Genomic DNA, 13,585 nt, shown 5'->3' with positions numbered 1-13,585 from the left:
TATTTAAGGAGTGATTGTATATGGGTGCACAAGATCCAAGAAATAAATTTTCAAGCGCAGATTTTCCAAAACAAGAACAACCGGTACCAGGACTACAGAAAGAACTAGATCCTAAACCGGATTGTGGTGAAACTTCATATGAAGGACATGGACGTCTTAAAGATTATAAAATGCTTGTAACAGGCGGAGATTCATCAATAGGCCGTGCTGCTGCCATCGCATATGCTAAAGAAGGTGCAGATGTGGCGATTAACTATCTTCCAGCAGAACAAGAAGATGCTGAAGAAGTCAAGCAAGTCATTGAAGAAGCTGGACGTAAAGCAGTCTTAATTCCTGGTGACTTACGTGATGAACAATTTAACTACGATCTCGTTGAACAAGCACATAAGCAATTAGGTGGCTTAGATAATGTAACGCTAGTGGCGGGGCATCAACAATACAGAGATGATATTCGCGGTTTCGATACGGCATCATTTACTGAAACATTTGGAACTAATGTTTATCCAATCTTTTGGACAGTACAAAAAGCGTTAGATTACTTTGAAGCAGGGGCAACGATTACTTTAACGTCATCTGTTCAAGGTTATAATCCAAGCCCAATCTTACATGATTACGCAGCGACGAAAGCGGCTATCATTTCACTCACTAAAAGCTTGTCTGAAGAATTAGGAGCACAAGGTATCAGAGTGAATTGTGTTGCTCCAGGTCCATTCTGGTCACCATTACAAATTTCAGGTGGACAACCCCAGTCTAAAATTCCTGAGTTTGGACAAAAAGAAGTACTCGGTCGTGCAGGTCAGCCAGTAGAACTTGCAGGTGTTTATGTACACTTAGCGGCTGAAGAATCTAGTTATACAACAGGCCAAGTTTATGGTGTAACTGGTGGTACCCAAATCGACTAAAAATATACACAAAGGTTAGGATATCTTAAGTAATATTTCGTAGCACAATTTTGTAAATGTAAACAAATAAAGCGAGTACACAACAAATTAAAGGTGTCCTAACTTTGTTATATTATTTTTTGCTAATGAAAGGTTACGTGATAAATTATGAAAAAAATAGATGCGTCAACGATTTCAAAGGTACAAAATTATAAATTGTTAACGGGTAGCATCATACCGAGACCCATCGCATTCGTTACTTCACAAAATAAAGAAGGTATATTGAATGCTGCACCATTTAGTTTTTTTAATGGGGTTAACAGCGAACCACCAATGATTATGTTTTCTGCGACACGTAGTGAAGGTCAACGTAAAGATACTTCATTGAATATCGAAGAAACAGGAGAATTTGTACTGCATATTACTGATGAAAACAATGTAGAACACATTAATCGCACTGCTGCACCTTTAGAGAGAAAAGCTAATGAGTTAGCACGTACAGCGTTTACTACCATCGCTTCAGATGAAGTGAAAGTGCCAGGTGTAGCACAAGCAAAAGTACGTATGGAATGTAAGTTAGATCAAATCATTCCACTTGGTGACTCTAAAAATGGTGCTGATCTCATTATTGGTGAGATTGTGATGTACCATATCGACGACGACGTATATATTGAAGATAGTAAAATTGATGCCTCAAACCTCAATCCAGTTTCACGTTTAGCTGGTAATAATTATGCGTTAACTGGAAAAACATTTTCATTAGAACGACCAACTGAATAAAATCTATGTATGTTTTTACATGTAAAATAAGTTGGTAATATAAAATATAGAGGCGTTCAATAATTTTCCGTGAATAAGATTGACGAATGACTCTCAATCATGTAGTGTAATGTAATAAATTAATAACTTATCAAGAGAAGTGGAGGGACTGGCCCTAAGAAGCTTCGGCAACATGTTAAATGTGCCAATTCCAGTAGCATAATTGATTTATGCTAGAAGATAAGATGATATGTGAATCGTTAACTCTTTTCTTCTAATTATTATAAGAAAAGAGTTTTTTTAGTTTAAAAATTAAAATAATTATATTTGATAGAAAGAAAGTAGGTAAATCATGGTTCAAACAAATAAAGGTAGCGCAAAGGCATTACTTCCCTTAATTGTGTTTATCGGTATGTTTTTAGGTGTTGGGATAATTACTGGTGATTTTTCTACAATGCCACTCAACGTAGCTATTTTAGTTGCTTCATTGTTTGGTTTGTTTTTAAATCGTAAAGAATCATTCCAAAATAAGATTGAAATTTTCACAAAAGGCGCAGGTCATTCGAATATTGTACTCATGATGGTAATCTTTTTATTAGCTGGCGCATTTTCCAAAACGACCGAGAACATGGGCGGCGTTAAATCGACTGTTAATTTAGGTTTATCACTGATTCCTGAAAACTTATTAATCGTAGGTTTATTTGTGATTTGTATGTTTATTTCAATCTCGATGGGGACTTCAGTGGGAACTGTAGCTGCGATTGCACCAGTTGGTTTTGGTTTGAGTCAGGCTACAGATGTTTCGGCAGCTTTAGCTATGGCGACTGTAGTCGGAGGCGCAATGTTTGGTGATAATTTATCGATGATTTCCGATACAACTATTGCAGCGGTAAGAACTCAGAATACGAAAATGAGCGATAAATTTAAGGTCAATATTAAAATAGTATTACCAGGAGCCTTACTAACAATTTTAATACTTTGGTTATTGACGAACGGTGTACACGTCGATGCATCTAAAGATTATGCTTATAATATCATTAAAGTTATTCCATACTTATTTGTACTTATCCTGGCACTTGTAGGGGTCAACGTAATTATTGTCCTTATCGGTGGTATTGCTTTATCAGCAATTATAGGGTTAGTCGATGGGTCATTTGGTTGGAAAGGATTACTGTCAGCTATTTCCAAAGGTATCATCGGAATGGAAGATATTGCGATTATCGCTTTACTCATTGGCGGACTGGTGGCGTTAATTGAACATAACGGTGGTATAACTTGGCTATTAAATTTTGTACGACGTAGAGTGAAATCGAAACGTGGTGCTGAACTTGGTATAGCAAGTTTGGTCAGTGTTGCAGATCTTTCTACAGCAAATAATACAATTTCAATATTAATGGCAGGTCCATTGGCCAAAGAAATCTCAGAAGAGTATGATGTAGACCCACGTAAATCTGCTAGTATTTTAGATATGTTCGGTAGTTGTTTCCAAGGACTAGTACCTTACAGCCCCCAACTTATCGCAGCAGCAGGTGTCGCATCAATATCACCATTTGAACTGGTGCCTTATTCCATATATCCAATTATATTAGGCCTCTCAGGTTTAGTTGCAATTCTATTTGGATTACCGCGATTAAAAAAATCGTAACCTATATAACTTGAAACGAATACTGAGTAATATAAATTTTTTAAAGCTAAAATAACAATTTTCAATACTAATTTTGTCGAAACTGAGAAAGAATCAAGAGTAAAGGTTTGAATTATAGTATTTTTGTTTAGAAAAGATATAGAATCAGTTAGAATGTACTTAAGAGTGAAAGTAGGTGAACGAGAGTGGCTAAATATAATGTAGAAAATGAAAATGTTGAGATTGAACTCGAACGTTTATTTAAAGTCGAGCCCGCATTATTATATCAAGCATGGACAGATCAACGTTTCTTAAAACAATGGTTCATGACCTCAGAAAGAACAAACAAATTAATACATGTAGAGCCTAAACAGGGTGGCGAATATAAGATTGTCGATGTTTATAAAGGAAAGCAAAATATAATAACAGGTCAATACCAAACATTAACACCATTTGAGTATATCGTGATGACTGTAAGCATGCCTGAATATAGTGATTCAGAAGATCAAATTAATGTAGAAATATTTGAACGAGAACCAGGTATCACACAAATGGTCTTTAATTATAATGCTTATGTACCCAAAGAAAGAAGACTTACGACATTAGAATATAAGCAAAAGAAAAAGGAATACCACGACTCTACCGCTCATGGTTTTGAAACACTTTTTGATAAATTACAAGTTGTTTTAGAAGACTTTGAAAATAATATGTAATGAACAGCTCATTTGTATAAAATGATATATAAATAACAGCATATGTATATATAGCAAAGGGATTGGGATATAACAGTGTTGACCTTTATAACAAGAAAGCCACCTCAAAAGATTAAATTCATCTTTTGAGGTGGCTTTTTCTAACATGTATAACTTGGTCTCTTTAACTTTCATAGATATACGGCTACATACTACAAAATTAAAGAAATAACGTTATAATACGATTGACAAGTTAATGGCCTACTTAAATCAATATAGAAAGAATTTTGTGTTGAAAATTACTTATGAAAAATATAAATACTATGAAGTTCTTGCATTATTAATATAATTTGGATTGCACTTTGCACCGTGGATATCAATATTATGTGTGGCAATTTGATAGATAAGTTTAGAAAAAGTTGAAGATGTACAAGAGACAAAAAGTTTATTCTTATTGAAAGTATATCTTAAATCTTCTGTGTTTTTAATGTAATTCGTAATATCGATTACTTTATCTTTAATAAATGGGTCGATGAGTCCATCAATATTAACAACAAAACGTTTTGTAGACACTAATAATTGTTGTGTGTCAATGAGTTCTTGATTGTCACATTTATCTAAAATTTGATAAATAGCATAATTATGGAAGCTTAAATAAGTAATCATATACGGTAATTGTCGTTTTGGTAAGTTTAACTCTAATGCATAAATTTGTTTCGATTTATATATCGAAAAGTTCAAAGACTTACAAAAATGTGTATGTTTGAGTAATTTAATAAGTTTTTTTCGAGTAGTTCTTTGATGAAGTCCCCCAATATTCAATAAAAAACTTTCTGTTTTATCTAAAATCATGGTATACCTCCGTCCGTTTAATGAAAGTTCGTAATTTCCCAACTGATAACATTGGTTATGCGAATTTAAAAGCTTCCCAAGGCTTAAAAATGATTATATAACCAATATTTGAAAATATTTGTTAATTTACTTTAAATTGTAGCACTGTTTTTGTAAGAATACACTAGGTCTTTGGAACTAAGTTAAAATAATTTAATTTTCGCAATTAAGTGTTAGAATATTTAGAAAACTATATTGTTTCTGCTATTAAAGTGTGATACATTTCCCTTTATAGATATATAGAAGAAATGAGGGGGAAAGATGTTAAGAAAAGTAAGTCGTTTTGCAACTAATACATTTTTAGTATGGATGTTAGTTGCAGCATTTATTGGTTTTGTGTTTCCAAATGAGCTTGCCAAATTAAGTGGATGGGTTCCGTATTTACTTGGAATCGTTATGCTCGGAATGGGGTTAACCATCAAACCACAAGATTTCAAAATTGTTTTTCAAGCACCCCGCGCAGTCATAATAGGGGTGATCTTACAGTATACAATTATGCCTATCGCTACGTATTTAATAGCGAAACTCTTCCATTTACCTGCAGAAGTTGCGATAGGAGTAATACTTGTTGGATGTTGTCCAGGTGGGACATCGAGTAATGTGATGAGTTATTTAGCAAATGCTAATGTGGCTTTGTCTGTAGCAATAACGAGTGTTTCTACGTTGCTAGCACCGTTTATCACACCATTTTTAATTTATTTATTTGCACATCAGTGGTTGCATGTGTCATTTATGAGTGTGTTTTGGTCAGTGGTACAAGTTATATTGATTCCAATTTTACTAGGATTAATTTTACAGAAACTCTTCCGAAACTTAGCAGAAAAAACGGCACATGTTTTACCTATTGTCTCAGTTGTTTCTATCTCACTCATATTGGCGTCTGTAGTAGGTGGAAGCAAATCACAGATTTTAGAAACAGGTTTACTTATATTTGTAGTCGTGGTGCTACATAATGTAGTAGGGTATACGTTAGGATATACTTTAGCGAAAGTCTTCAAACTTAAACGCCCTGATAAAAAGGCTGTTTCAATAGAGGTAGGTATGCAAAATTCTGGCTTAGCAGTGTCGCTAGCTACTGTACATTTTAGTCCATTAGCAGCTGTGCCTGGCGCAGTATTTAGTTTAGTGCACAATATTAGTGGACCGATATTAGCGAAATATTGGAATAAACGATAATTTAAGCGAAATGTTAGATATATGTTTTTGGGAGTGGGATAGAAATTGAACTTTCTAATAAAGATTTCAAAGTCCTACTAAATTTACAAAGAGTCTGAGACACCTATTTCTGTCTCAGACTCTATTATTCATATACAATGAAAGATAAGCAGTTAAATAATGCTATAAAGGAGGATGAGACATGTATAGAGCAGTTATATTTGATTTTGATGGTACGATTGTTGATACTGAACAACATTTATTTGATACAATCAATCATCATTTACAGCAATACAATAAACCAGTGATATCATTAGATTTCTATAAACAATCAATCGGAGGAGCTGCAACGCAATTACATACATATTTAGAGGAACAACTTGGTACAGAAAGAAAAGAGGAAATATATAAAGAACATCATCAATCAAGTGAGTTTTTACCGATAAATGAGGATATCCAAAAGTTAATGGCATTTTGTAAAAAGCGTCATATACCGATGGCCATTGCGACGAGTAGTTATCGTAAAGATATTATGCCTATATTTAATCGTTTGAATTTAGATGAGTATATAGAGGTAGTCATCGGTAGAGAAGATGTAGATGCGATCAAACCAGAACCGGATCCATATTTAACTGCCGTTCAAAGTTTGAATTTCAATCCAGTTAACTGTTTAGCAATTGAGGATTCAGTCAATGGAGCTACTGCTGCAATAAATGCAGGATTAGATGTCATCATTAATACAAACGAGATAACAGCTAAACAAGACTTTAGTTCAATTGCGTATACAGATAAAGATTTATCAGCAGATGAAATGATCGAGAAGTATTTTGAAAAAAGTGGGAGTTAATCATATATGAATGGATATATTATTTTATTCTTCTTAAGTGGACCATTGATTTTAGCAATAAGTAAATTATGGTTAGGACCGAAATTTGATAAAAATAAAACCATTCAATCTCAATTTAATTATTTTTTAATAGAGACAATGGCGTATCTTGTGTTTGCTGGTTTAGTTTATTATTTGGTATTGAAAAGATTTTACTAAAAGTAATGAGGCAAAAGGAGCCATTATATTTTTTACAAAAAATGAGTTTGGAGGCACGTTTATTACTGCCTCCAAACTCATTATGATATTCAATCTATTTATAGAATAACGCGATTAAGATTAATATAAGTAAAATAGTATCTATCCCAAACATAATTGCAAAACGTGTTGTTTTTTCACCGTTCGCTTTAGCTTGTTGGTACTTTTTGAAGTTTGGAATTATACTCAATATTAATAACACGATTAATATAAGACCTATGACCATATTCATTGTCGATCACCACCTGATTTGCGTTTCTCTATCCATTCCCATATATAACCAGCAAGCACACCGATAATAAGTCCTACAATGATACCAACTTTTATAGCTGAAAAAATTGCGGTAAGTAATATTGCTAGCAATAGGCAAATAGGGATCGTAATTCCAAATTTATATTTACGCTCTGGCGAATTTAATATTGAAAATAAAGTGTAATATAACAACGCAAAGACAATTGTGGCTATGATTCCTCTAAGTATGACGTTACCGATAGAGGCGTGACTCTCACTAAAGTAACTAAATATACAAAAGAATAAGCCAAACAGAATTGAAAGTATAACTGTTCGTTGGGTTAAAGTTTTATTCATAAATAACTCCTTAAGTAAATCTTATATAGATTATATCATAATCATACATAGACATTATATTTTTGTAGTTGAACGAATGGAACTATTTCATTACTAGTGCGCTGTAAGACTTTTATGAAGGGTCAATAACGAATGACTAAATTAACCATTAAAAAGTAAAAATACATAAAAATTTTATTCAAATATGACGATTTGTTTAAATAGGAAATACAATTGTACATGTAATCGTTTACATTTTTCAAAAAATTGTTTAAATTTTAAAGATTTATAGTACAATAACGACATGACAAGTGATTAATGAATATGGACTGATATAAGAAAGAGATGGGGTTTATAAAATGAATGATAATAATGAGTTACAAAGGGGACTCAGTGCTCGCCAAATGCGAATGATTGCATTGGGTGGAACAATTGGTGTCGGTCTGTTTATGGGTGCAACAAGTACAATTAAATGGACAGGGCCTTCAGTAATTTTTGCATATTTAATTGCAGGTTTATTTATATTTTTAGTTATGAGAGCAATGGGAGAAATGGTTTATTTAACACCTACTTCAGGATCATTTGCTAATTTCGCAGGAGATTACATACATCCAGTCGCAGGCTATTTAACAGCATGGAGTAATATATTCCAATGGGTTGTCGTTGGAATGAGTGAAGTTATAGCCGTCGGTGAATATATGAATTTCTGGTTCCCACATTTACCACAGTGGATCCCAGGTGTTATTGTCGTGCTGTTATTAGCTGGAGCTAACTTAGTTTCAGTTAAAGCTTTCGGCGAATTTGAATTTTGGTTTGCAATGATCAAAGTTGTAACAATTATCTTAATGATTATCGCTGGTATTGGATTAATCTTCTTTGGTTTCGGTAATGGCGGTAACCCAATTGGATTATCGAACTTATGGTCACATGGTGGGTTTATGCCACACGGATGGTTAGGTTTCTTCTTTGCATTATCAATTGTAATTGGTTCATATCAAGGGGTTGAATTGATCGGTATCACTGCCGGTGAAACAAAAGATCCTCAAAAAAATATTAAAAGTGCAGTCAACGGTGTTATCTGGCGTATATTAATCTTCTATATCGGAGCAATATTCGTCATTGTAACCGTCTATCCTTGGAATGATTTAGGTAATATTGGTAGTCCATTCGTTGCGACATTTGCCAAAGTAGGTATTACATTCGCTGCTGGTTTAATAAACTTTGTTGTATTAACAGCTGCCATGTCAGGATGTAACTCAGGTATCTTTAGTGCAAGTCGTATGATGTTAACACTATCTAAAAATGGTCATCTACCTAAAGTCTTTACGAAAGTAATGAAAAATGGTGTACCACTTTGGACAGTATTAGCGATTTCAATCGGAATATTGATTGGTGCATTATTAAATGTGATTTTACCTTTATTTATTAAAGGTGCGGATAGTATTTTCGTCTATGTTTACAGTGCTTCAATCTTACCAGGAATGGTGCCGTGGTTTATGATATTAATAAGTCATATGAGATTTAGAAAGCATTATCCTGAAAAAATTGAAGGGCATACGTTTAAAATGCCTGGAGGAAGAGCGACAAGTCTTGTGACAATGATCTTCTTTATCATTGTGCTAATTGGAATGTTATTCAATAAAGAAACTGTCGTTTCAGTTATAATCGGAATTGTATTTTTATTATTTATGACAGCATTTTATTTCATAAAAGGCTATCATAAGTTAAGTAAAGACGAACAAATATTAAAATAATTAGGTCTATATTTAAATGATCACTTAAATATTACATTTTGTAAGTTAGCTATAAACGTAGTGCCTATAGGTACTATTGTTTATAGCTATTTTTTTAGATGATACACATAACAAAGACGATTGATTTTTAAAATTATCTACAGTTTACATAAAATTTACTATATTACAAAATTGCCTCAACGTTCATGTACTATAATTTTATTTGTAATAATTAATACATAAAGGGGTTTTAATTAATGAAAATGTACAAAAAGTTTGCAACAGCTTCTTTAACTAGTGCAATCGTATTAGGTTCAGCATTTGGTGGAGCTCAAACAATTCACGCTTCTGCAGGTGGTCAAGCACCAGGGAATGATTCAGACGTAACTTACATGGGAAATACTAAAAATCCTAAAAATGTAATTTTCATGGTTGGCGATGGTATGGGACCTTCTTATAATTCAGCTTACCGTTACTTCAAAGATAAACCAGAAACGAAAGAAATGGAAAAAACAGCTTTCGATGATTATTTAGTAGGGACACAACGTACAAACCCTGATGATCCAGATGAAAACGTAACTGACTCAGCTGCGGGAGCAACAGCTTTCAGTTCAGGACATAAAACATACAACGGTGCTATCGGTGTTGATGGTAACAAACAAAAACTTAAAACAGTATTAGAACAAGCTAAAGAAAACGGTAAATCAACTGGTTTAGTTTCAACTGCTGAAATCACAGATGCTACACCAGCAGCATATGCAGCACACGTTGATGACCGTGACAAAAAAGATGAAATCGCTCAACAATTCTACAATGATACAATCAATGGTCAACATAAAGTAGACGTTCTTCTTGGTGGGGGAGCTAAATACTTCGGTAAAGAAAACGGAAACTTAACTGATAAATTCAAAAAAGACGGTTACGACATCGTAAACAATAAAACACAATTACAAAATTCTAAAAATAACCAAGTATTAGGTTTATTCTCTGATGAGAACATGCCATTACAAATCGATGCACCAGCTAAAAACCCTAAATTAGTAGACATGACTGACAGTGCAATCAACCGTTTACAACAAAATAATAAAGGTTTCTTCTTAATGGTAGAAGGTGCTTCAATCGATAAATCAGGTCACCCTAACGATATCACTGGTGTAATGTCAGAAATGCAAGGTTTCGAAAAATCATTCGACTACGCAATGAACTATGCTAAACAACATCCTGATACATTAGTTGTAGCAACAGCTGACCATTCAACTGGTGGTCTTTCAATCGCTAAAGGTAAAGATTACAAATGGAACCCAGATGCAATCAAGAAAATGAAACATTCTGGTTCTTACATGACTCAAGAAATTGCTAAAGGTAAAGATCCTGAGAAAGTAATTAACGAAGGTTATGGTTTCGAATTATCTAAAGATGATATGAAAGCAATTAAGAAACAAACTAAAAACATTAAGAAATACAACGAAGACGATAAAGACTATGCAGCTGAATTACAAAAATTACAAGACGCTATCCAAAAGCCAATTAACGATGAATCACACACTGGTTGGACTACTAACGGTCACACTGGTGAAGACGTAAATACTTACGCATTCGGTCCTGGTAGCGATAGATACCAAGGTAACATCGACGATACTGACGATGCGAAAAACATCTTTGACTTCTTCAGAAACTCAGCTAAATAATCGTTAACTACAATAAGTTCAAAAAACGTACTGGCTATTAACAGTCAGTACGTTTTTTCTTTATAATAAAAACACTCAGTTTTGATTTCATTAAAAATCACTAACTGAGTGTTTTGTATTTATATTTATTCTGAATAGTTTTGACGTTCATACAAAATTTAATGTTTGAAGCGTATAGTAGATAGATGTTTACGATAATTGTCTAATGCCATTTTGGATTGTGTGATTGAATCGAGTGCTGTTTGATAATTTAATGCGATATAGCGATAATATAATACATCAACTGTAAATAATTGTGCAAACAGAGAAGTTGTAGCTGCCATACGCAATTCGTTTTCATCAGTTTGACCATAGATTAACGTATGATCTGAAATTTGAGTGATAGGATTGTTTGCATCACTCGAAATTGTGATAAGTGAAATATTATAATCCTTTGCAACTCTTGCCATGGATATCATTTCGCTATGATTACCTTGGTTCGTAACGAAGATAATACAATCTCTTTCGTCATGTGTGGCTAATGTCGTCATAAACAGATGTGTTTCCTGTAATAATCGGACGTTCAGACCTACACGAGATAGCTTTTGAAATAAGTCCGTGACTATAATGAATGAAGCACCATATCCAAATAGAAAAATAGTACGTTTATGTTTTAATATGTCGCAAATTTCGTCGATATTTTTACTATTGATTTGGTTTGATACGAAATTCATCGTATCTTTGGCTCTTGTTAACATTTTTGATTTAATCGCATCAACAGATTCATTCACCATTAATTCCATATGGTTATTATTAATTGTATCTTCAGGCAAATAACGGGAAATGGCTATCTTTAATTCCTGGAAACCTTGCCCTGTAATTTTTCTACTAAAACGTACAATTGAAGCCGTACTCGTATCTATTTTTTCAGATAAATCTTGAACTGACATATTTATAATCTTATGTGGTGCATTTAATATAAAATCTGCAATTTTCTTTTCAGTTCTTGTAAATTGTGAATATTGGCTATCTATCTTGTATAAAACGTTGGTCATCATCAATCCCCTAAACTATCAGTTTCTCTCATATCTTTTGTCGTACCTAAGAAATAAGTGAAGATGAAACCACCTATATAAGCGGCAAGTAAGCCTGCAATATAACCTAGATACATATTATCCGAGATAAGTGGTAACAATGAAACACCGCTTGGGCCAATCGCTTTGGCTCCGATATGTCCAATACCTCCGATGACAGCACCACCGATACCTCCACCAATACATGCAGTGATGAAAGGTCTGCCTAATGGTAATGTTACACCGTAGATTAATGGCTCACCAATTCCTAAGAAACCAATAGGTAAAGCACCTTTAATCGTATTACGTAAAGTAGTGTTTTTCTTACAACGTACCCATAGTGCTAATGCGGCACCTACTTGACCTGCGCCAGACATCGCTGCAATCGGAAGTAAGTACGTCGCACCTGATTGGTTGATCATTTCGATATGAATTGGTGTGAAAATATGATGCAATCCTACCATAACAAGTGGTAAAAAGAAAGCGCCTATAATGAAACCACTAAAAATACCACCTATATTTATAATACCATTAATTACTGAAACCAAACCGTCAGAGATAAAGCCAGCAATAGGCATAAATATGAAGATTGTCATCAAACCTGTAACTAATAGTGAAATAGTAGGGGTAATGATGATATCAATCGCGTTAGGCACAATTTTGTGTAATCGCTTTTCAATCATACTTAAAATCCATACTGCAAAGATAACTCCGAGAATACCACCTTGACCGGCTTGTAGAGGTTCGCCAGTGAAGATGTTTGTAATAGCTGTCTTCTCAGTGAGTCCAGTGAGTAATGTCGTACCACCAATTACACCACCTAAACCTGGTGTAGCTCCAAATTCTTTGGCTGCATTAATACCTGTGAAAATAGCAAGATAGGCTAGCATCCCATCTTTAATTACGTTAAAAATGGTAACTAATTGAGTGACCCATGCTCCGGAAATCATGTGAGCTGCTAATAAGTTACTTAAGACAGCACCAATACCTCCAATTAATCCAGCACCGATAAATGCGGGGATTAATGGAATGAATATATTGGCGATTACTTTCAATACACGATTAAACTTACCATTTTTTTGCTTACTTTTAACTGCTGCTTTATTTTTCTTCGCTCGTTCTTCAGCGTTCGTCTTGAAATCTGATTTATCATGAGGAATAGTTTCGCCTAATTTAACACCACTTAAATCAGACATATGCTGGGCTACTTTATTCACAGTTCCAGGGCCGACAACAACTTGAATGCGCTCGTCCTTAACAACTCCCATAACCCCTTCAGTGCTTTTGAGATTGTCATAATTGACTTTGTCTTCATCTAGCACTTTGATACGGACACGCGTCATACAGTTAATTACACTATCCATATTATCCATGCCACCGACTGCCTTGATAATATCTTCAGCTAATCTTTGTTCTTTAGTCATATGGATGACCTCCTTTATTTAAAATATGTAATATA

Annotated in this window: 14 protein-coding genes and 1 riboswitch; of the genes, 9 read left to right on the top strand and 5 right to left on the bottom strand. The window is 34.0% G+C overall.

Translation table 11 applies throughout. From position 1 onward, the window contains the following. Positions 1-20 precede the first annotated feature (20 nt). The 4 genes from QQM35_RS01215 (at position 21) to QQM35_RS01200 (ending at position 3,977) form a co-directional block, all read left to right on the top strand. Positions 21-902, top strand: a complete 882-nt coding sequence (locus QQM35_RS01215; RefSeq protein WP_342610432.1) for an SDR family oxidoreductase — start codon at positions 21-23, stop codon at positions 900-902. Between the two features lie 147 nt (positions 903-1,049). After that, on the top strand, positions 1,050-1,661 hold the full coding sequence (locus tag QQM35_RS01210) for a flavin reductase family protein (RefSeq protein WP_251517795.1): 612 nt from the start codon (positions 1,050-1,052) through the stop codon (positions 1,659-1,661). Between the two features lie 124 nt (positions 1,662-1,785). Continuing rightward, positions 1,786-1,887: riboswitch (SAM riboswitch) on the top strand. Positions 1,888-1,992: 105 nt separating this feature from the next. After that, positions 1,993-3,285 (top strand): Na+/H+ antiporter NhaC family protein, encoded by a 1,293-nt coding sequence (locus QQM35_RS01205; RefSeq protein WP_251517797.1) that lies wholly within the window; start codon positions 1,993-1,995, stop codon positions 3,283-3,285. Between the two features lie 185 nt (positions 3,286-3,470). Continuing rightward, positions 3,471-3,977: an SRPBCC family protein gene (locus QQM35_RS01200; protein WP_251517800.1), complete on the top strand. Its 507-nt coding sequence runs from the start codon at positions 3,471-3,473 to the stop codon at positions 3,975-3,977. Between the two features lie 300 nt (positions 3,978-4,277). On the opposite strand, the gene QQM35_RS01195 is transcribed toward QQM35_RS01200, so the two are convergent. Further along, the gene (locus QQM35_RS01195) at positions 4,278-4,808 is read right to left on the bottom strand and encodes a hypothetical protein (protein ID WP_251517803.1); all 531 of its coding nucleotides are present in this window, start codon (positions 4,806-4,808) and stop codon (positions 4,278-4,280) included. Positions 4,809-5,108: 300 nt separating this feature from the next. Between QQM35_RS01195 and QQM35_RS01190 the strand changes: the two genes are divergently transcribed. The 3 genes from QQM35_RS01190 (at position 5,109) to QQM35_RS01180 (ending at position 7,047) form a co-directional block, all read left to right on the top strand. Next, positions 5,109-6,023 carry a bile acid:sodium symporter family protein gene (locus QQM35_RS01190; RefSeq protein ID WP_342610431.1) on the top strand — a complete coding sequence of 305 codons (915 nt, stop codon included), beginning with the start codon at positions 5,109-5,111 and terminating at the stop codon, positions 6,021-6,023. Between the two features lie 181 nt (positions 6,024-6,204). Next, complete coding sequence (locus tag QQM35_RS01185; protein WP_251517808.1) at positions 6,205-6,849, top strand: HAD family hydrolase; 645 nt, start codon at positions 6,205-6,207, stop codon at positions 6,847-6,849. A 6-nt stretch (positions 6,850-6,855) separates the two neighbouring features. Further along, a complete protein-coding gene (locus tag QQM35_RS01180) occupies positions 6,856-7,047 on the top strand; it encodes a hypothetical protein (RefSeq protein ID WP_251517811.1) in 192 nt (63 codons plus the stop codon). Between the two features lie 94 nt (positions 7,048-7,141). Here QQM35_RS01180 and QQM35_RS01175 read toward each other — a convergent pair whose 3' ends face one another. Beyond that, the gene (locus tag QQM35_RS01175) at positions 7,142-7,318 is read right to left on the bottom strand and encodes a hypothetical protein (protein ID WP_251517814.1); all 177 of its coding nucleotides are present in this window, start codon (positions 7,316-7,318) and stop codon (positions 7,142-7,144) included. Beyond that, on the bottom strand, positions 7,315-7,674 hold the full coding sequence (locus QQM35_RS01170) for a hypothetical protein (RefSeq protein ID WP_251517818.1): 360 nt from the start codon (positions 7,672-7,674) through the stop codon (positions 7,315-7,317). The genes QQM35_RS01175 and QQM35_RS01170 overlap by 4 nt, the downstream gene beginning before the upstream one ends. 338 nt (positions 7,675-8,012) lie before the next feature. Here QQM35_RS01170 and QQM35_RS01165 point away from each other — a divergent pair, with 338 nt between their 5' ends. Together QQM35_RS01165 and QQM35_RS01160 are read left to right on the top strand one after the other, a co-directional pair. Further along, positions 8,013-9,407: an amino acid permease gene (locus tag QQM35_RS01165; RefSeq protein WP_342610430.1), complete on the top strand. Its 1,395-nt coding sequence runs from the start codon at positions 8,013-8,015 to the stop codon at positions 9,405-9,407. Between the two features lie 236 nt (positions 9,408-9,643). Then, on the top strand, positions 9,644-11,074 hold the full coding sequence (locus QQM35_RS01160; protein WP_251517824.1) for an alkaline phosphatase: 1,431 nt from the start codon (positions 9,644-9,646) through the stop codon (positions 11,072-11,074). 158 nt (positions 11,075-11,232) lie between these two features. Here QQM35_RS01160 and QQM35_RS01155 read toward each other — a convergent pair whose 3' ends face one another. Together QQM35_RS01155 and QQM35_RS01150 are read right to left on the bottom strand one after the other, a co-directional pair. Beyond that, positions 11,233-12,108, bottom strand: a complete 876-nt coding sequence (locus QQM35_RS01155) for a MurR/RpiR family transcriptional regulator (RefSeq protein WP_251517827.1) — start codon at positions 12,106-12,108, stop codon at positions 11,233-11,235. A gap of 2 nt (positions 12,109-12,110) precedes the next feature. Then, positions 12,111-13,550: a PTS transporter subunit EIIC gene (locus tag QQM35_RS01150; protein ID WP_251517830.1), complete on the bottom strand. Its 1,440-nt coding sequence runs from the start codon at positions 13,548-13,550 to the stop codon at positions 12,111-12,113. Between the last annotated feature and the right edge of the window lie 35 nt (positions 13,551-13,585).

The organism is Staphylococcus hsinchuensis, assembly GCF_038789205.1.
In the GTDB taxonomy this organism is placed as follows: domain Bacteria; phylum Bacillota; class Bacilli; order Staphylococcales; family Staphylococcaceae; genus Staphylococcus; species Staphylococcus hsinchuensis.
This window is presented reverse-complemented; position numbering and strand designations above follow the sequence as displayed.

Excerpts from the sequence above, each read along its gene's own strand:
- QQM35_RS01190 (WP_342610431.1), top strand. The coding sequence starts at position 5,109 with ATGTTAAGAAAAGTAAGTCGTTTTGCAACTAATACATTTTTAGTATGG.
- QQM35_RS01215 (WP_342610432.1), top strand. The coding sequence starts at position 21 with ATGGGTGCACAAGATCCAAGAAATAAATTTTCAAGCGCAGATTTTCCA.
- QQM35_RS01165 (WP_342610430.1), top strand. The coding sequence starts at position 8,013 with ATGAATGATAATAATGAGTTACAAAGGGGACTCAGTGCTCGCCAAATG.
- QQM35_RS01175 (WP_251517814.1), bottom strand. The coding sequence starts at position 7,318 with ATGAATATGGTCATAGGTCTTATATTAATCGTGTTATTAATATTGAGT.
- QQM35_RS01210 (WP_251517795.1), top strand. The coding sequence starts at position 1,050 with ATGAAAAAAATAGATGCGTCAACGATTTCAAAGGTACAAAATTATAAA.
- QQM35_RS01205 (WP_251517797.1), top strand. The coding sequence starts at position 1,993 with ATGGTTCAAACAAATAAAGGTAGCGCAAAGGCATTACTTCCCTTAATT.
- QQM35_RS01180 (WP_251517811.1), top strand. The coding sequence starts at position 6,856 with ATGAATGGATATATTATTTTATTCTTCTTAAGTGGACCATTGATTTTA.
- QQM35_RS01160 (WP_251517824.1), top strand. The coding sequence starts at position 9,644 with ATGAAAATGTACAAAAAGTTTGCAACAGCTTCTTTAACTAGTGCAATC.
- QQM35_RS01170 (WP_251517818.1), bottom strand. The coding sequence starts at position 7,674 with ATGAATAAAACTTTAACCCAACGAACAGTTATACTTTCAATTCTGTTT.
- QQM35_RS01150 (WP_251517830.1), bottom strand. The coding sequence starts at position 13,550 with ATGACTAAAGAACAAAGATTAGCTGAAGATATTATCAAGGCAGTCGGT.
- QQM35_RS01155 (WP_251517827.1), bottom strand. The coding sequence starts at position 12,108 with ATGACCAACGTTTTATACAAGATAGATAGCCAATATTCACAATTTACA.
- QQM35_RS01195 (WP_251517803.1), bottom strand. The coding sequence starts at position 4,808 with ATGATTTTAGATAAAACAGAAAGTTTTTTATTGAATATTGGGGGACTT.
- QQM35_RS01185 (WP_251517808.1), top strand. The coding sequence starts at position 6,205 with ATGTATAGAGCAGTTATATTTGATTTTGATGGTACGATTGTTGATACT.